Origin of the sequence: Eubacterium coprostanoligenes (genome assembly GCF_900167205.1) — a bacterium.
Lineage (GTDB): Bacteria > Bacillota > Clostridia > Oscillospirales > Acutalibacteraceae > Eubacterium_R > Eubacterium_R coprostanoligenes.
In genome coordinates this window covers 1-17,790 of sequence record NZ_FUWW01000018.1, presented here as the reverse complement: position 1 = coordinate 17,790, position 17,790 = coordinate 1, and the positions used below count along the sequence as shown (strand labels likewise).

General features: G+C 41.5%; 19 protein-coding genes. 14 read left to right on the top strand and 5 right to left on the bottom strand.

The window, feature by feature from the left end:
- Positions 1-34: 34 nt before the first annotated feature.
- On the bottom strand, positions 35-1,090 hold the full coding sequence (locus B5D29_RS07280) for an FkbM family methyltransferase (RefSeq protein WP_078768921.1): 1,056 nt from the start codon (positions 1,088-1,090) through the stop codon (positions 35-37).
- A gap of 126 nt (positions 1,091-1,216) precedes the next feature.
- Between B5D29_RS07280 and B5D29_RS07275 the strand changes: the two genes are divergently transcribed.
- From B5D29_RS07275 to B5D29_RS07245, 8 genes are read left to right on the top strand one after another with little or no spacing between them, the layout of a single operon-like run.
- The gene (locus B5D29_RS07275; RefSeq protein ID WP_078768920.1) at positions 1,217-2,038 is read left to right on the top strand and encodes a hemolysin family protein; all 822 of its coding nucleotides are present in this window, start codon (positions 1,217-1,219) and stop codon (positions 2,036-2,038) included.
- Entirely contained in the window at positions 2,013-2,996 is a 984-nt protein-coding gene (locus B5D29_RS07270) for a PhoH family protein (RefSeq protein WP_078768919.1), read from the top strand. The genes B5D29_RS07275 and B5D29_RS07270 overlap by 26 nt, the downstream gene beginning before the upstream one ends.
- Positions 2,996-3,496, top strand: coding sequence for an rRNA maturation RNase YbeY (gene ybeY / locus B5D29_RS07265; RefSeq protein WP_078768918.1), 501 nt, complete (start codon positions 2,996-2,998; stop codon positions 3,494-3,496). Before B5D29_RS07270 ends, ybeY begins: the two co-directional genes overlap by 1 nt.
- A gap of 3 nt (positions 3,497-3,499) precedes the next feature.
- Positions 3,500-4,387 carry a GTPase Era gene (gene era / locus B5D29_RS07260; protein ID WP_078768917.1) on the top strand — a complete coding sequence of 296 codons (888 nt, stop codon included), beginning with the start codon at positions 3,500-3,502 and terminating at the stop codon, positions 4,385-4,387.
- Positions 4,388-4,443: 56 nt separating this feature from the next.
- A complete protein-coding gene (locus B5D29_RS08705) occupies positions 4,444-4,599 on the top strand; it encodes a hypothetical protein (protein WP_159443431.1) in 156 nt (51 codons plus the stop codon).
- A complete protein-coding gene (gene recO, locus B5D29_RS07255) occupies positions 4,541-5,278 on the top strand; it encodes a DNA repair protein RecO (protein WP_078768916.1) in 738 nt (245 codons plus the stop codon). Before B5D29_RS08705 ends, recO begins: the two co-directional genes overlap by 59 nt.
- A gap of 2 nt (positions 5,279-5,280) precedes the next feature.
- On the top strand, positions 5,281-7,653 hold the full coding sequence (locus tag B5D29_RS07250) for an endonuclease MutS2 (protein ID WP_078768915.1): 2,373 nt from the start codon (positions 5,281-5,283) through the stop codon (positions 7,651-7,653).
- 18 nt (positions 7,654-7,671) lie between these two features.
- A complete protein-coding gene (locus B5D29_RS07245) occupies positions 7,672-10,677 on the top strand; it encodes a glycoside hydrolase family 2 TIM barrel-domain containing protein (RefSeq protein WP_159443430.1) in 3,006 nt (1,001 codons plus the stop codon).
- Between the two features lie 66 nt (positions 10,678-10,743).
- On the opposite strand, the gene B5D29_RS07240 is transcribed toward B5D29_RS07245, so the two are convergent.
- Positions 10,744-11,412 (bottom strand): SDR family oxidoreductase, encoded by a 669-nt coding sequence (locus tag B5D29_RS07240; RefSeq protein WP_078768913.1) that lies wholly within the window; start codon positions 11,410-11,412, stop codon positions 10,744-10,746.
- 98 nt (positions 11,413-11,510) lie between these two features.
- Here B5D29_RS07240 and B5D29_RS07235 point away from each other — a divergent pair, with 98 nt between their 5' ends.
- Together B5D29_RS07235 and B5D29_RS07230 are read left to right on the top strand one after the other, a co-directional pair.
- Positions 11,511-12,011 (top strand): hypothetical protein, encoded by a 501-nt coding sequence (locus tag B5D29_RS07235; RefSeq protein WP_078768912.1) that lies wholly within the window; start codon positions 11,511-11,513, stop codon positions 12,009-12,011.
- A gap of 12 nt (positions 12,012-12,023) precedes the next feature.
- Entirely contained in the window at positions 12,024-12,971 is a 948-nt protein-coding gene (locus B5D29_RS07230; RefSeq protein ID WP_078768911.1) for a glycoside hydrolase family 43 protein, read from the top strand.
- On the opposite strand, the gene spoVAC is transcribed toward B5D29_RS07230, so the two are convergent.
- Entirely contained in the window at positions 12,968-13,411 is a 444-nt protein-coding gene (gene spoVAC / locus B5D29_RS07225; protein WP_078768910.1) for a stage V sporulation protein AC, read from the bottom strand. The two genes, B5D29_RS07230 and spoVAC, sit on opposite strands and share 4 nt — an antisense overlap.
- A gap of 128 nt (positions 13,412-13,539) precedes the next feature.
- On the opposite strand from spoVAC, the gene B5D29_RS07220 reads away from it, so the two are divergent.
- From B5D29_RS07220 to B5D29_RS07205, 4 genes are all read left to right on the top strand, one after another.
- Positions 13,540-14,289: an ABC transporter ATP-binding protein gene (locus tag B5D29_RS07220; RefSeq protein WP_078768909.1), complete on the top strand. Its 750-nt coding sequence runs from the start codon at positions 13,540-13,542 to the stop codon at positions 14,287-14,289.
- Between the two features lie 61 nt (positions 14,290-14,350).
- The gene (gene spoVAE / locus B5D29_RS07215; RefSeq protein ID WP_078768908.1) at positions 14,351-14,704 is read left to right on the top strand and encodes a stage V sporulation protein AE; all 354 of its coding nucleotides are present in this window, start codon (positions 14,351-14,353) and stop codon (positions 14,702-14,704) included.
- A gap of 23 nt (positions 14,705-14,727) precedes the next feature.
- Positions 14,728-15,255: a P-loop NTPase family protein gene (locus B5D29_RS07210; RefSeq protein ID WP_078768907.1), complete on the top strand. Its 528-nt coding sequence runs from the start codon at positions 14,728-14,730 to the stop codon at positions 15,253-15,255.
- A 50-nt stretch (positions 15,256-15,305) separates the two neighbouring features.
- Complete coding sequence (locus tag B5D29_RS07205) at positions 15,306-16,838, top strand: MFS transporter (RefSeq protein ID WP_078768906.1); 1,533 nt, start codon at positions 15,306-15,308, stop codon at positions 16,836-16,838.
- 423 nt (positions 16,839-17,261) lie between these two features.
- Here B5D29_RS07205 and B5D29_RS07200 read toward each other — a convergent pair whose 3' ends face one another.
- Together B5D29_RS07200 and B5D29_RS07195 are read right to left on the bottom strand one after the other, a co-directional pair.
- Positions 17,262-17,477 carry a PF20097 family protein gene (locus tag B5D29_RS07200; RefSeq protein WP_078768905.1) on the bottom strand — a complete coding sequence of 72 codons (216 nt, stop codon included), beginning with the start codon at positions 17,475-17,477 and terminating at the stop codon, positions 17,262-17,264.
- 19 nt (positions 17,478-17,496) lie between these two features.
- Positions 17,497-17,790, bottom strand: a 294-nt coding sequence (locus B5D29_RS07195) for an AbrB/MazE/SpoVT family DNA-binding domain-containing protein (protein WP_159443429.1), incomplete at its 5' end; no start/stop codon positions are given.

Below are 17,790 nucleotides of genomic sequence, written 5' to 3'. Positions count from 1 at the left end.
AAGAGTATGTTTATTGGCTGCTTCAGGGTCTTTATCAATAGTTTACACAGTAAAAATTTGATTCCCATGCCGGTATATATTTTGAATGCCTGAAATATATTTTGTAGTTTTCGTTAAGTTCCCACACCTTTAACGGCAAGGCAAACAAATCTTCGTTTCTGTGGTAAGCACAGATGTATAACTTTGGCAATTGCGATTTTATGGTTTTTTCCATACCCTCAAGTGCCTTCATTTCGCTTCCCTCAATGTCCATTTTGATGAATGTTGCAGGGATGTTCAGGCTGTCAATATCGGTCACTTCAACGCTTGTTCCGCTTGATGACAGCTTGCTGTTTCTGCCTGCGTCTGCGCTGAAAATCAGCGTGTCTTTTTTGCTCCACGCACCCATGTTCAGCGTTATCAAATTCTCCATGCCGTCGGTGTTTTTCAGCAGTTTTTTGTAGCTTTTTGCGTCAGGCTCAAGTGCGGTGATGTGCTTGTATTTACCATTTGTTGCGGTTGTGAATTCTCTTATTGTGTCGCCGTCATATGCACCCAAATCAATGATTTCTTCGCTGTCGGTCAACTTTAAAATTTCTGAATAAACCTTGTCTTTTTCACAGAAAGAGCGTAGCAAATATTCAATCTTGCCCGATACCTTGAATGAAAGAATGTCAAGATAAACCCTCTTGCTTTCTTCGTCCGCAAGTCGAGAATATACTTCGTCAAATTTTACCTCGTTCTCGGCAATGTATTCACGGGTGAAAAGTCCTCCGCCGGCAACAGGCACATCGGGAGCAAATACCGTGTGTTCGCTGTTGATTTTTTTGATATTTTCAATAACGCTGTCTATGTGGCTTGCAAAGCAAAGAACAACATTGAAGTCGTCGTATTTTTCGCAAACCTCACTGTATTTGAGCACCTTGTAGCCTTTGAACGAATGACCTCTTACAAATTCGTCACTTGCAAAAACTTCGTCTGCCTTTAGCCCTCTTTGTTCAAGCTCTGCCATGATTTTTTCTGCACCGAGTCCCATTCCGTATAGCACAATAGGCTTTTTGCTGTCTTTCAGGGTGTCCCATATATTTTTGTCTTGTATCTTTTCAAGCATTTTGCCGTCACCTCATTTTGATATATAATAACATATTACTTTGCACTTTACAAATTAATATTTATATATTATAATATATCAGAATGGATTACTATATAATTTTGTTAATCGGAGGTATTTGCCTTTATGGCTATTGGCAGTTTAAAACGCTTGTTTAAAAAAGAAAGTTCAACCGAGGAAGAAATAAAACAACTTGTTGACGATGACGAGGGCGAACTTGAAAAATCTACAAGAGATATTATTAATAATCTTTTTGAATTTCACGATACTAATGTTGGCGATATTATGACTCACAGAACAGATATTGCCGCTGTTGAAATTACCGAGGAAATTATTGATGTTGTCAAACTTGCTATTGACGAGGGCTTTTCCCGTATTCCTATTTATGAAGAGGATCTTGACAATATCAAGGGCATTGTGTATGTAAAAGATTTGCTCAAATTTGTCGGAACGGAAATTCCAAAGGGCGAAAAAATCGAGGACTATATCCGCACACCGCTCTTTGTTCCGGAAACTATTCCGTGTGGAAAACTCTTTGCTCAAATGACCGAAACCCATATTCAACTTGCTATCGTTGTTGATGAGTACGGCGGAACAGCGGGACTTGTTACTATGGAGGATATTATCGAGGAACTTGTCGGCGAAATCGAGGATGAATATGACGATGAGGAGCAATCGGTTACAAAGATTGATGACGACACCTTTGTTTTTGACGGTGCTTGCGATATTGAAGACGCCGAGGAAGCACTTGGCGTTGATTTGCCGGAGGGCGACTACAACACTGTTGCAGGATTTGTCATCAACAGACTTGGTGCTGTGCCGAGCGAGGAGAGCAAGGGCGAAGCTGTGGAATACGGCGGAGTCAGATTTACCGTGCTTGAAGTTACGGATAGGAAAATAGATTCAATTAAGGCGGAAGTGTATGACAGAACAAATAATAACGATTGATGCAATGGAGCAGGCGGTGTCGCTGTTTGGCTCGTTTGACGAAAACATCCGTATGATAGAACGGGAGTTTGGCGTCAGCATTGTTTCAAGAGGCTCTGATTTAAAAATTATGGGTGATGCCGAGGCTGTGTCAAAAGCAGTCAGAACAATCAATTCCTTGCTTGTGCTCATTGGCAAGGGCGAGGCACTTACCGACCAAAATGTAAGATATGTTTTGTCTTTGGTCAATGAGGGCAACGAGGATAAAATTTCTTCAATGACCAATGATTCGATTTGCATAACCGCAAAGGGCAGACCTGTTAAACCAAAAACACTTGGTCAAAAGAAGTACACACAGGCAATTGACGACCACACAATCACATTTGGTGTCGGTCCTGCCGGAACAGGTAAAACCTATCTTGCCGTTGCTATGGCGGTGACTGCGTTCAGGGCAAAGCAGGTTAGCAGAATTATCCTCACTCGACCGGCTGTTGAAGCAGGCGAAAAGTTGGGCTTCTTGCCGGGCGATTTGCAAAGCAAGGTAGACCCTTATCTCCGACCGCTTTATGACGCATTGTTTGATATGCTTGGTGCGGAAAATTTCCAAAATTATCAAGAGAGGGGAGCAATTGAGGTTGCGCCGCTTGCCTATATGCGAGGCAGAACTCTTGATGACAGCTTCATTATTCTCGATGAGGCACAAAATACAACTCCGGAGCAAATGAAAATGTTTTTGACCCGACTTGGCTTTAGGTCAAAAATGGTTGTTACCGGTGATATTACACAGATTGACCTTCCTGATGGCAAAAAATCAGGACTTAAAACCGTTTTGAATATCCTCAAAGATGTTGATGATATTGAGATTATCAAGTTTACCCAAAAGGATGTTGTTCGCCACAGACTTGTTCAGGATATTATCAAAGCGTATGAAAAATATGACGAAAAGCAAATGAAAAAAAGAAAAGGAGAAGATAAGTAATGAATAAAGTAAAAGTTATAATCTCCGACGAACAAAAGGAAATTACTGTTCCCAGAGGAATAAGAATGTTGATTCGCCGTTGTTGCAATGCTGTTTTGCAGGCAGAGAAATTTGGCTCGGATGCAGAGGTTAGCGTAAGTTTTGTTGACAACGAGAGAATTCACGAACTCAACGCCCAGTACAGAAATGTTGACAGGGAAACGGATGTTCTTTCGTTCCCGATGGGCGAAAACGGCGAGTACGACACAAATATGGACACAGGTGCAAAAATCCTCGGCGATATTGTTATAAGCGTGCCAAAGGCTATGGAGCAGGCAAAGGCTTATAATCACTCTCTTCAAAGAGAAATCGGATTTTTGACCGTTCATTCAATGCTTCACTTGCTTGGATACGACCACGAAAACGGCGGTATCGAGCAGGTACATATGCGTGAAAAGGAAGAGGAAGTTCTTACCAAAATCGGACTTAAGCGTGACAACAGCTATTATATGGGAGATTAATTAATGACAAAAACAGCATTTATTGCTATTGTAGGCTGTCCAAATGTGGGCAAATCATCAATACTCAACAAAATTATGGGCACAAAGATTGCCATTGTGTCATCAAAGCCACAGACCACCCGCACAAAGATTATGGGCGTTCTCACCGAGGATGACATTCAGCTTGTTTTCACCGACACTCCGGGTTATCACAAGCCACACAACAAGCTTGGCGAAAAAATGAATCAGGCAGTCGGCGACTCAATCGGCGGTGTTGATGCTTGTTTGTTTGTTGTTGAATCAAAGGGCGACATCAAAAAAGGCGAGTACGAGCTTCTTGAAAAGTTCAAAAATCTCAAAGTGCCGGTTATCCTTGCAATCAACAAAATTGATATGATTAAGGACAAAGAGGAACTCTTGGAGCGTATTGTTCAGCTCAACAGCTTGTTCGATTTTGAAGCGATTGTTCCTGTTTGTGCATCGACAGGTGAGCATATTGATGAACTTGTTGACGAAATGAAAAAACTTGCGTTTGATTCACCTCACTTCTTCCCTGATGACACTCTTACCGACCAGCCCGAAAGAGTGCTTGCCTCAGAGATTATCAGAGAAAAGATACTCAGACTTATGGACAAGGAAGTGCCACACGGCATTGCTGTGTCTATTGAAAAAATGCGTGAGCGTGACAATCAGGACATTCTTGATATTGAAGCAATTATTTATTGCGAAAGAGAGAGCCACAAAGGTATGGTTATCGGCAAAAAAGGCTCAATGCTCAAAAAGATTTCCACCTATGCCCGTCAAGACTTGGAAAGTTTCTTTGGCATAAAAGTAAATCTTCAAACTTGGGTAAAGGTAAAGGAAGATTGGCGTAACCGTGAGGGATTAATCCACAATTTCGGTTTGGATTAATTTGGCACAAATCATTTAAAACACCATAGGATAAAATAGTAACGGTGGTGTTTTTTATGGATAATTTGTGGCAAAACTTTGTGTCAACGGGTAGCGTTTCGGACTACCTTAAATACAAACAATCAGAAAATAAAAACGAGGTTGTGCAGACTGATGCAGACAAAAACAAAGGGACTTATAATCAGAGAACAGACGGTGGGGGAGAGCGATAAACTTGTAACAGTTATCACCGAGGATTTTGGTTTAATCAAAGCCTTTGTTCGCCGTGCAAAGACTATCAAAAGTCAAAACTTATCTGCAACCTCGCTTTTTGCGTACAGTGAGTTTTCGTTGTACAGAAGCAAGGAAGCGTATGTTATCGACAATGCAACTTCAATCGAGGTGTTTTTCAATCTCCGCTCGGACATTGAAACCTTGTCGCTTGCACAGTACTTTGCACAGCTTGCTTGCTTTTTGGGAACAGAGGAACAACCGATGCCGGGTATGCTTCGGCTTTTGCTCAACGCACTTTATCTTTTGTGCCAAGGCAAAAAAAGCCATCCGCTCATCAAGGCAACAGTTGAACTTCGTATGCTTGCACTCGGCGGATATATGCCCGATTTGACGGCTTGCTACCGCTGTGGTACATACGAAAGCGAAATTATGTATTTTGATATGGAAGAAGCGTGCATTTATTGCAAGGATTGCTATCGCAACAATGCCGTTGAACTTCCGCTTGCCGTTGTGACTGCAATGAGATTTATTTGCTTTGTTGATCTCGGCAAGGTGTTTTCATTTAATTTGAGCGAGGAAAATATGGTGCTTCTTTGCTCAACTGTTGAAAAATATTTGCTTTCCCGAATTGACGGAAGGCTGACTACTTTGGAATTTTACAAAACAATTGTTATATAGATATGGAAAAGAATTATGAAACTCTGGAGCTTGATAAAGTTCTGGAAATGCTAAAAAATGAAACTTCGTGTGATGATGCCGCAGAAATGGCGCTCAACATCAAGCCGACTTCTGATTTTATTGCCGTGTGCAATATGATTAATCAAACCGAGGACGCTTTTTCGTTGCTTGCTCGTTTTGGTGCACCGTCATTTTCGGGGTTGTATAATGTAAACGGTGCGCTTGCCCGTGCTTCTGCAGGCGGAGAACTCAACACAAGAGAGCTTCTCAACATTGCGTCAACGCTTCGTTCAATCCGTATTCTTTATGAATGGCACGGACATTGCAGCGGAGTGCGAACAACTCTTGACAGCTTGTTCGAGAGCATAACCGTAAATAAATATCTTGAAGATAGGATTTTCACTTGCATTATCGGTGAAGATGAAATTTCCGACAAGGCAAGTGAGGCTTTGTATGATATTCGCCGAAAAATCAGAGCGAAGTCATCTTCAATTCGTGAAAAACTTGATGCAATGATTCATTCACCGCACTACACAAAATATTTGCAGGAAGCTATTGTCACCCAGCGTGACGGTCGGTTTGTTGTTCCTGTAAAGAGCGAGTGCCGTGGCAATGTTCAAGGTTTGGTGCACGATACTTCGTCATCAGGCTCAACTGTGTTCATTGAACCGATTTCGGTTGTTGAGGCTAACAATGATATTAAAGTGCTCAAGGGCAAGGAAAGGGAAGAAATCAACCGTATTTTGTTTGAATTATCGGTTGAAGCGGGTAACTTTGGCGAAAGCATAAAGCACAGCTATGAAGCGGCGGTTGATCTTAACCTCATTTTTGCCAAGGCTCATCTTGCCAACAAAATGAAAGCGGTCAAGCCGATAATCAACACCGACGGTATAATTGATTTGAAGCAGGCAAGGCATCCGCTTATCGACAAAAACAAGGTTGTGCCAATTGATATTTCTCTCGGCGAAAAGTACGACACACTTGTGATTACAGGTCCTAACACAGGCGGTAAAACCGTTTCGATAAAAACTGTCGGACTTCTCACTCTCATGACTATGTGCGGACTTCTTATTCCGGCATATCAGTCAAGCAGAATTTCCGTTTTTGATAAAATCTTGGTGGACATCGGTGACGAGCAAAGCATTCAGCAAAATCTTTCAACTTTTTCGTCACACATCACCAATGTTGCAAATATATTGAAGGTTGCGGATGAAAGTTCGCTTGTGCTTATTGATGAACTCGGTGCCGGCACAGACCCTATCGAGGGTGCCGCACTTGCAGTTGCCATAATTGAAAAATTGCGACAAAAGGGCGCAAAAATCCTTTCAACCACTCACTATGCCGAACTTAAAGCCTATGCACTCGATACCGATGGGGTGGTTAACGGTTGTTGTGAATTTGATGTTAAAACATTGTCGCCTACATATCGTTTGCTTATCGGCGTGCCGGGCAGGTCAAATGCTTTTGCAATTTCGCTTCATATCGGAATTGATGAGGATGTTATTGACCGAGCAAAAGAGATTGTGGGTTCTGATAATCGAGATTTTGAAGCCGTGCTTGACAAACTTGAAGCAACAAGACACGAACTTGAAATTGAGAAAAAGGCGGCTGAAAAGGCAACCGAACAGGCAAGAAAAATGGCTTCAAAGGCGCAGTCTGAAAAGGATAAGATAGAAACCTTGAAGGCTCGTGAACTCGAAAAAGCAAAAAAAGAAGCCGAAAAACTCATCAATCAAGCCAAGAGACAGTCGTCCGATTTTCTCCTTGAACTTGAAAAAATGAAAAAAGAAAAGTCGCCTGAAAATGCAACCGAGCTTGCAAAGAAGACTCGCCGTGCCATCAAAAACCAAATGGGTGAGATGGACGACCTTATCAATCCGCAGGAACTTGCGGATAATTGGGATGACGATTACAAACTTCCCCGTCCCGTTGTTGTGGGTGATGCCGTTATCATCAGAGGTATCGGCGAGGGCGAAGTAATTGAAGTTAAAAATAACAATGTCACCGTAAAGTCGGGCTTGTTTAAAACAAGAGTTAAAATGTCCGACCTTATGCTGATTGAAAAGAAAAAGAAAAAACCGACTAAACCGCAGAGAAATCTTTATCGCACAAGTTCTCGTGCAGATGCGGATGTGAAAACCGAGCTTGATTTGAGAGGTCAAACAGCCGAGGAAGCCATCGGCAATCTTGGCATATTCATCGACAAATGTGTACTCAACGGAATTACAGAGGTTCGCATAATTCACGGCAAGGGCACAGGCGTTCTCCGCAGCGTTGTCACGGAGGAACTTCGTCATCATCCTAATATTGATGAGTTCCGCCTCGGCAAATACGGCGAGGGCGAGGATGGTGTAACAATCGCAAAGCTTAAATAAATGATAAAAGGGGAAGCTATGAAATTCAAAATTAAAAATGATAATTACAAAAATTTTGATGTGTACAAGGAAAATGTCCTGACTCCTCGTTCGTATTTTATTCCGTTTTCGTCACCTGAAGAAATGGCAAAAACGGACATCAGAACAGAACGATATTCCTCATCAATGGTTGAGGTTTTGTCTGGTGAGTGGGATTTTAAGTATTATAAAAACGAATCGGATATGCCGAACGAACTTGATATAGACAGCACTGAATTTGACAAAGTTCCTGTGCCGTCAGTTTGGCAACATACGGGCTATGAAAAGCCGTATTATGTCAACAGCCGTTATCCGTTCAAGCCTACTCCGCCTGAAATTCCCGCGGATTGTTCGGTTGGTGTTTATCACCGCACATTTGAAATTGATGATTTGAACAAGAATTATATCATTTCATTCTTGGGTGTTGCAGGCGGTCTTGATGTGTTTGTAAACGGAAAATATGTCGGCTACAGCGAGGGCAGTCACAACACATCGGAGTTTGAACTGAACGATTATTTGACCGAGGGCGAAAACCACCTTGTTGTTGTTAATCACAAGTGGACAAACGGCACTTATCTCGAATGTCAGGATATGTTCCGTGATAACGGTATCTTTCGTGATGTGCTTCTTTATAAAAACGAGAAAAACTCTATTTATGATTTTGAGGCAAAAACAAAGTTTAACAATGACCTTACATATGATTTGACGATTTTGCCGTCACTTAAACTTGTTGACGAATGCGAACTTTCGGCAACTGTTTTTGATGACGGTGAGCTTGTTGCCACAACGTCAATAAATGTTGACTCAAAGCAGATTGACAAAATTACTTTTTCATCACTCAATGTCAAGGAATGGTCTGCCGAAGCCCCGAATCTCTACACACTCGTTGTTTCGCTTTCAAAGGGCGGAGAACTTGTTGAGCTTGTTCGCCGACCGATTGGCTTCAAGCATATAAAAATAATCGGCAATGTTTTCACTTTCAACAATAAAAACATCAAACTCTTTGGTGTAAATCATCACGACACAAATCCAAAAACAGGCTATGTTATGACCGTTGAGGATATGGAAAAGGATGTAAGAATTTTTAAGGAGTACAATGTCAACTGTGTTCGTACTTCTCACTATCCTCCTGACCCTATTTTTCTTGATTTGTGCGATGAATATGGTGTTTATGTTGTTGACGAGGCTGATATTGAAACTCACGGTTGTGAAGTTGAAAATCACAAACCGGGTTCTTGCTCTCACAATCCTGCTTGGCAACCTCGCTATTGGGATAGAGTTTACAGAATGTATCAGAGGGATAAAAACCACGCAGGCATCACTATGTGGTCACTCGGCAACGAGGCACACGGATACAAAAACCAGGACTATTGCTATAACGAATTAAAGAAGTTCACCGATATTCCGATTCATTATGAGGGCGTTATTCGTACTCGTAGATGGGCATATGATGTCATTTCGCAAATGTACACTTGGCCTAATATGGTCAACAAAATTGCAACAGGCTCGGGACTTCCGAAGAAGTATTATAAAAAGCCGTTTTACCTTTGCGAATATGCTCACGCAATGGGTGTTGGCGCAGGCGAACTTGAAAGCTATGTTCAGGCATTTTTGCGTGGAAACAATATGATGGGCGGTTGCATTTGGGAATTTGCAGACCATGCAATTTATCACGAGGATGGTTTGTACAAATATACCTATGGCGGTGACCACGGCGAAAATAAGCACGACGGCAACTTCTGTGTTGACGGACTTTTCTTGCCTGACAGAACCCCTCATTCGGGTGCGCTTCAAATGAAAAACTGCTATCGTCCTGTTCGTATTACAAAGCACGATGGCGACAATCTTGAATTTCATAATTACAAATGCTTCACAAAGGCAGATTACACAGTAAAATGGCAGCACCTCCTTGATGGCAATGTTGCGCAGGAGGGCGAAATCACTCTTGATATTGAGCCTCGCTCACATCAAAATGTCAAACTCGACATTCAGCACGCAAACGGCGATGAGGCACTTGTGTTTACTTATCTTGACGGCGATTTTGAAGTTGCAAAAGAGCAGATTGTCAATTTTTCCGATGATGTCAAGACTTATGAAAACAGCGAAAAAGACGCACCGATTGCCGAAATGAGCGAAAAGAGAATTTTTGTTTATTTCAATTCGGGCGAACTCATTTTTGACACTTCATCAGGTGAGGTTGTAAGCTACAAAAAGGACGGCAGAGAATATATCAACACCGCTCCTTTAGGCGGTTCAAAGGGATTCGGTATCGGCATTTTCCGTGCTCCGATTGATAACGACCTTTACATCAAGCGTGTGTGGAAAAAACTTGAACTCGAAACCGAAAAACTTTTGGTTGAAAAGCCGCTTTCTCCGTCAAAGGCATTTACCACAGAGGGCAACAAGGTGGTTATCACTTCAAATCACTATGTTTCAACTGTCAAGAAAAAGAAGATTTGCAAGGTTAAATTCACCTATGAAATCTACAACGACGGTGCAATCAAGGTTAATGCAGAGTGCACAAAATCAATGCGCTTGCCAAATGCTCCTCGCTTTGGCTTAACTCTTGAAATGCCAAAGAAATATTCAAATGTTGAGTATTACGGAATGGGCAACAGCGTCAATTTGTCCGATTTCTGCGAACACGCAATGCTTGGAATTTATAAGTCAAAGGTTGCCGATATGCACGAGAATTATGTCAGACCGCAGGAATCATCAATGCGTACAGGTGTCCGCTGGGCAAAGGTGACCGATGATGACGGCAAGGGACTTATGTTCCTGTCGCTTGACGGCAGAATGACTTTCTCTGCCGATCATTACACATCACAGCAGTGTGCAAAGGCAGAACATATGGAGGACCTTCAGGAATGTAACACAACATTCTTGCACTTTGATTCTTATCATCTCGGCGCAGGCTCAAATGCTTGCGGTCCGTTCCCTACAAAAGGACATAAAAAATCATCGTTTGCAGGAGAAAAAATCACTCTCCTTGTAACTCCGCAATAAACAGCAAAACCGCAAAGAGTACAATGCTCCTTGCGGTTTGTTTTGTATTATATATGTTATAAGTTATTATATTATAGCTCCGCCGTTGACGCCTAAAATCTGACCCGTGATGTACGGACTTTCTGCAAGAAACAGCACAGCCTGTGCAATTTCTTCGGGAGTTCCGAGCCTGCCGAGAGGCACTTCTTCTTTCAATTCCTCGGCGTCAAACATATTGTTCATTCTCGTGTCGATTATTCCCGGTGCAATGCAATTCACGGTTATGTTGCTTGGCGCAAGTTCCTTTGCAAGTGCCTTTGTCAGCCCGATGATTCCTGCCTTTGTCATTGAATATAGGGTTTCGCACGAAGCACCGACCTGACCCCACATTGAACTGATGTTGATTATCGCACCGCTTTGTTCTCTTATCATTTTCAACGCAGAAAACTTGCTTGCAAAATACACCGCTCTTTCGTTCACGGCGGTCATTTTTTCGTAGTCCTCGACTGTGATGTCGTTTATCATTTTTATGATAGACACACCTGCGTTGTTCACAAGTAGGTCAACTCTGCCGATTGATTCAACGGCACTTTCGATTTCGTCAATATTTTCAAGATTGCACTTTATTGCGTTCACTTCATAGTCCGGCTTTGTTTGGTTGTATGTGATGTACACATCGTATCCGTTTTGTTGCAACAAAATTGCGGTTGCCTTGCCGATTCCGGTCGCACCGCCTGTTATTAATGCTTTTTTCATATCGTCACCTGCTTTTTATTATATTATCATTTATTGTTGAAATTTTCAATTATATATTATATAATTTTATATTATACTGAACTATTCGGAGGTTTGTTATGGACAGAGAGTTTTATACAATTTCGGTCTATGTTGATGAAAATGAAAACTTAATCGGCATCCCTTGTGGCGAAAGTGACAAGTACGGAATTGCGGATATTGATACCGTTTTGCTTCTCAAAGCACCTTATACCGATAAGGCACTTGAAAATTATATTGAAAAGGTAATCAACGCTTGCTATACAAAAAAACACAACGACAGTGTCGACACTTCAACTATCGAGCGGTATACAAAGAAAAAAGGCTTTGCCAACGCTACCAAAGATTTCACTATGATTTCGATAGTAAAGACAAAGACCAACTATTCTCTTATGCCGACTTTCAACGATTTTGAAAGAGGTCCGCTAGCCATTGATGATGACGAGCATATTCTTCTTACTAATTACAGAGAGGGCGAAATGGCAGAAGTTATCCGTGGCTTTATTGAAATTTATCTCAAGGCTAATATGTTCTATAAGGAAAAAGCAGAGCTTGAGGCTGAAAAGAATAATAAAAATTAACAGGAGTTTATTATGCACTTGTTAGAAGTTGATAAGGAAAATTATATCGGTCAGGCAGACCCGTTTATTTTGAAATCGGGCGGCAGATACTATATTTACACTACCGGTCACACGGGTATTTATGCCTATTCATCTGATGAACTCACAAAGGGCTGGAAGTTTGAGGGAATGGTTCTCACAGACGGCAAGCACGATTCGTGGTGGGCACCGAGCGTTATAGAACTTGACGGCAAGTTTTATATGTACAATTCGTTTGAAATTGAGGGATACACACCCGATAAAGGCGGCCACAGAGGTGCTATGCATGTTTCGGTTGCCGACAATCCGCTTGGTCCGTTTAAGGTTGTAAAGCAACTTATAGAGCCATTTTCTATCGATTCTCATGTTGTTCAAAATGAAGCGGGACTTTGGATTTTCTATTCAACAAACACCTTTGAGGGCGACCGAATCGGCACATATATTGCGGTTGACAAACTCCTTGACCCGTTCACCGTTGAGGGCAAGCCTGTGCCTGTTGTTGTGCCTACTCTTGACGAGGATATTTATTGCCGTGACAGATATAAAAAAGGGCAGCATTGGCATACTATTGAGGGTGCGTTCTATTTCAAAGAGGGCGATTGGCAGTATGTTATGTATTCCGGCAACTGCTTTGAACAGCCGACCTATTATATCGGCTACGCAAGAGCCAAAACAGACGAAACCGATCTTCGCAAAATAAAATTTGAAAAATTTCCTGATGACCACACCTATTGCCCTGTGATGAAAGCAAATGATTTTGAAGAGGGTACTGGTCATCATTCTATGATTAAAGAAAACGGTCAGTGGTATGCAATTTATCACGCAAGGGATTATGATGACGGCTTGGGAGCAGATGCTTTTGATGCACGCAATGCACGAATTTGCAAGCTAAATGTAAATGACGGCATAATAACCGCCGAACAATATAAAGACCATATTTAATATAACTTGAAAATGTAAATTATCAAACCGTATAAAAATGACGATGCCGTGCCGTAAACAATTACAGGTCCGGCGATGGAAAACATCTGTGCTGCCGTGCCGAGTATATATCCCTCGTGCCTGAATTCGAGTGCAGGGGATACAACTGAATTCGCAAAGCCCGTAATCGGCACAATTGTTCCCGCTCCGGCATAGCGTGCAATTTTGTCAAACACGCCTATTCCGGTCAGAATTGCCGTTATTATTATGACGGTTGACGGTGTCGCAAGTTTAACTTCGTCTGCATTCAATCCGATTTTTTCATATAGTGTGTTGAGCACTTGAGCAAACAGACATATTCCTCCGCCGAACAAAAATGCTCTTATGCAGTTTTGCACAACAGGGGAATTCGGACTTGCTTTGTCTGTCATTTTTGAATAATCGCTGTTTGATATGCTCATATTTACACCTCATTTTTGTTTATATATATAGCATTTGTAAATGCGGTGTGAATATTCACAAAGTATTATTGACTTTGTGTATTAATAATTGTATAATTCGATTATACTAATCGTAAAGGAGTCACTTTATGGAACATCTTGTTGATGTAAGAAATGTATATAAGATTTATAATCCGGGTGAAAATCAGGTTAACGCACTTGACGGTGTCAGCCTTACTATTGACCGTGGCGAATTTGTTGCAATTATCGGTCAGTCAGGCTCGGGTAAATCAACCTTTATGAATATGATTGGCTTGCTCGACACTCCGACAGAGGGCGAATATTATATCAACGGCAAGCTTGTTGACGATCTTACAGATGACGAAATGTCTGTTATTCGTAATGAGGAGATTGGATTTATTTTCCAGGGCTTCAACCTCATTCCGTCACTTACTGCACTTGAAAATGTTGAACTTCCGCTTGTTTATCGTGGAATGAAAAAAGATGAACGCAGGAAGATTTCTATAGCTGCGCTTGAAAAAGTTGGTCTTGGTTCTCGTATGGATCACTTGCCAAAGGCTTTGTCAGGCGGTCAGCAACAGAGAGTTGCGGTTGCTCGTGCAATTGCGGCAGCACCTCCTGTTATTCTTGCCGATGAACCGACAGGTAACCTCGACACTCGTTCAACAAAGGATGTAATGAAGATTTTGCACCAACTCAAGGATGAGGGCAGAACCGTTATTGTCATCACTCACGACAATGAGATTGCCATGGAGGCGGAACGAGTTGTTCGTATTCGTGACGGCAGAATCGTTGAGGACTACATCAATCCGGGATTTGAAGAAAAGTACGGCAGAAAAGCGAAGTACGACAATGCCAATCCGATTGACCTCGGCTAAACTAAATAAATATTGTAATAAAATCACCTAAATCGGTTAAAATAGATTTAGGTGATTTTTTATGTTGTTTTTAAAAGCATTTGTTGTCGGCGGATTAATATGCGTTGTCGGTCAGCTTTTGATTGATTTAACAAAACTCACTCCGGCAAAAATCCTTGTTTCGTTTGTGTGCCTCGGCGTTCTGCTCGGCGGAATCGGGGTTTATGACAAATTGATTGATTTTGCGGGTGCAGGCGCAACGCTTCCGCTTACAGGTTTCGGTTCTGCTCTTGCAAGCGGAACAAGAGAAGCAATCAGAGAAAAAGGCTTTTTAGGGGTTGTAACAGGTCCGCTTTGTGCATCGGCAGGCGGTATAACCGTTGCACTTTTGTCGGCACTCGTTGTCAGCCTTGTAACAAAACCAAAGGATAAGTAATAGTATATCCTGTGGTGATATTTATGCTCAAAATCAAATCAATAAGCACCGTCGGCTTTGTCGGCGAAAGCGAGAACCTTGTGCACGAACTGACCTGTCCGCTTTCTCGAAAAAGAACAGGGGATAGGTTTTATTACAAATCGTCCCTATATCGTGTTGAAGCACCCGATGATGCAAATGTCAGGGTCGTTGTGTTTTCTGCCGTGGATGTTTTTTGCTGCTTTGAAACTCTTGTTGACTTGGTCGATTTTCAAAAATGTGTTTTGTATCTGACCGATGTCAAAAAAGCAAGACGGATGGGTATAAAAATAGATAAAACACGCCTCTCCTATGCTCTTGAATGTCCCGTGGTGTTTGCCACAAAATCCGCAAGAGGACTTAACCGTTTGCTCGATGCAGTACATATGGTTTCGCAAACTCCGAATTTTATTACGACATTTGAAAATCCGTCGGTCGCCAAAAAATCTGTAATAAGTTTTAAGCAAAGTAGATTGTCGTTTTTGGCAAGAAAAATATGCGATTTATTTTTAATTATAAAAACCTCTTGTTAATTTCTATATAATCTGTTATTATATATGTATCATTTAAAAGGGGTGTAAAAATGAATTCAAAAGCTAAAACCTATACCAAAAAAGAGGCGGCAGGATATCTTGTCGGTATGTTTGGTCAAAACCTTATTTACAACATTGTAGCAACAGGTCTTTACTTCTATTTTCAGAATGTAATTTGTTTGCCGGCAATGGCTCTCGGTTGGATTATGACTATCGCCAGAATATGGGATGCCATAAACGACCCGATGATGGGTACTATTGTTGATAAAACCCATTCAAAATGGGGTAAATGCAGACCGTACCTTATTATTTTTCCTGCAATTATAGGCGTAATCACTATTTTAACATTTATCAACGGCAACTATGCCGAAGCATCGTCAACCGCACAAAAAGTGCTTATTGTAGGCTGGGCGGCTGTATCTTACATCGCTTGGGGTATGTGCTTTACTGTTTGCGATATTCCTCTTTGGGGTATTACTTCTCTTATGACAGAGGACGAAAACGACCGTAGCAAGATTTTGGGCCTTGCCCGTATGGTTGCAGGCGTCGGCGGTATCGGCGTTCTTGTTGTTCAAATTGCACAGGCTCTTGCAGGTGCGTTTGGCGGCGATATGCAAAAGGCATTTATTGTAACGGTTATTATTATGACTGTTGTCGCAACAATTCTTTTTGAGTTTGCCGGTATCTTTACAAGAGAGCGTGTTGAAAAATCCGAAAAGAGTTATACTTTCAAGGAAAACTTCCAAATTATGCTCGGCAACAAGCCGTTCAGACAAATCCTTATTTCAGGTATCCTCAGAAGCCCGATTCAGCTTCTTATGATTGTTGCAATGACTCTTGTTACATATTATTATGCAAACGGCAACATTATGAACATCCTCAAGTATAACGAGGACGGTTCTCTTGCCGGTATTGATTTCAAGATTCTTATCGGTCTCGGCAGCGTTGCAATCGGTCTTTTTGTAGGTCAGTTCGTTGCAATGGGCGTTACTCCGCTCATCATCAAAAAGGTTGAAAAGAAAACTCTTTACAATATCTATTCAATCGCAGGCGCTGTTCCGTTTGTTCTTATCTTTGTATTCTTCAAAGTTTCGGGCGGTGACCTTACATCTACAGCTTGGTCAATCGTTATCGGTATTTGCATGCTTTTTGCAAGTGCGGCTTTCGGCGGTATCAATGTTCTTCAGTCAGTTATGATTGCCGACTGTGTAGACTATGAGGAATATTACAACGGTGTTCGTACCGACGGAGTATTCTTCTCAGGTCAAAGCTTTATTACAAAACTTGCAGCAGGTATTTCAACAATCATTTCATCTGCCGTATACGCTTTTGTAGGTTACAGCGGCGTTAATGTTGACAAGCTCAACAAGGCAATCGAAAACGGTGCAAACTTCATCACATATGACGGCGGTTCCGGTGTCGGCAAATATGCTGAAGCGATGTTCTTCCTCATTTCAATCCCACCTGCAATCGGTATGTTCCTTTCGGCTTTGCCTACTCTTAAATATGCAATGACTGATAAAGAGCACGAGCATATTCTTGCAGAACTTGTTGCAAAGAGAGGCAATAAGCCACAGGATTGAAAAGTGCTCAATGAAGAAGATGATGAGCAGGCACAAGAGCTTGAACAGAATCTCCTCAACATTGTTGACGAAATAAATAAACTTTAAATGAAGGGGCACACTGTATAAGGAAGTAATTGGTTTAAGCTTTCTGAGTTTTGCCCACTGCAATATTAAAAAATCCCGTTAATACGCAAGTATTGACGGGATTTTGTTAATGCACACTGAACAAAATCAGTTTGCTTAAACTGCCTTGCACTCAAAAATCAAAGAAACAGATGAAAGACAAGGCATAATTTACAGGGCAGGCTTACCGCCTTCACTGTAAATTGAATGCAGTATTTCGCTGTTTATTTGATTTTTTGAGCATTTATTCTTTATGTAGTGCGCCCCAAACGCTATCCGATTTTTTCGGATAGCTTTTTTGGTGTCGTGACAATTGTATTAATATTTCAAAATTACGGTTTTGCAATTCTCACAAATTGAAGCGGCGATATTCGTTCTGTGACTCGGTTTAACTTCAGTAATCTTAACAAATCCGTCAGCTTTTTTTGCATCCGTAAACACACCCGGCACCTCATTTGCAAAGCTGAAAGCACCGTCTTTACTGCAAAACAAATAACCGTTTCTCATTTCTTTGCCACACTCCGGACATTTCATAGTTTTTACCTCCATTTTGTTATTCGGCAGAGCGTTGTGAACGCTCCAACATTTCTTGCATTTGCTTTTCAAAAATTTCTGCTTTGATTAAAGCGATACCCTGTGACTCGTCTCCAAGCACAACAAGACGGTCACCCTCTTTCATATCAAATGTATCTCGTGCATTTTTTGGTATTACAATTTGCCCCTTGCTTCCGATAGTAACTGTTCCCCAAAGATGTTTGCCGATAGGTGCAGGTGCTATCTTTGTTTTGCCTATTTTTTCATCAGAGTGAATCAGTGAGTCAATAGTAACGCCATAAAACTTTGCCAG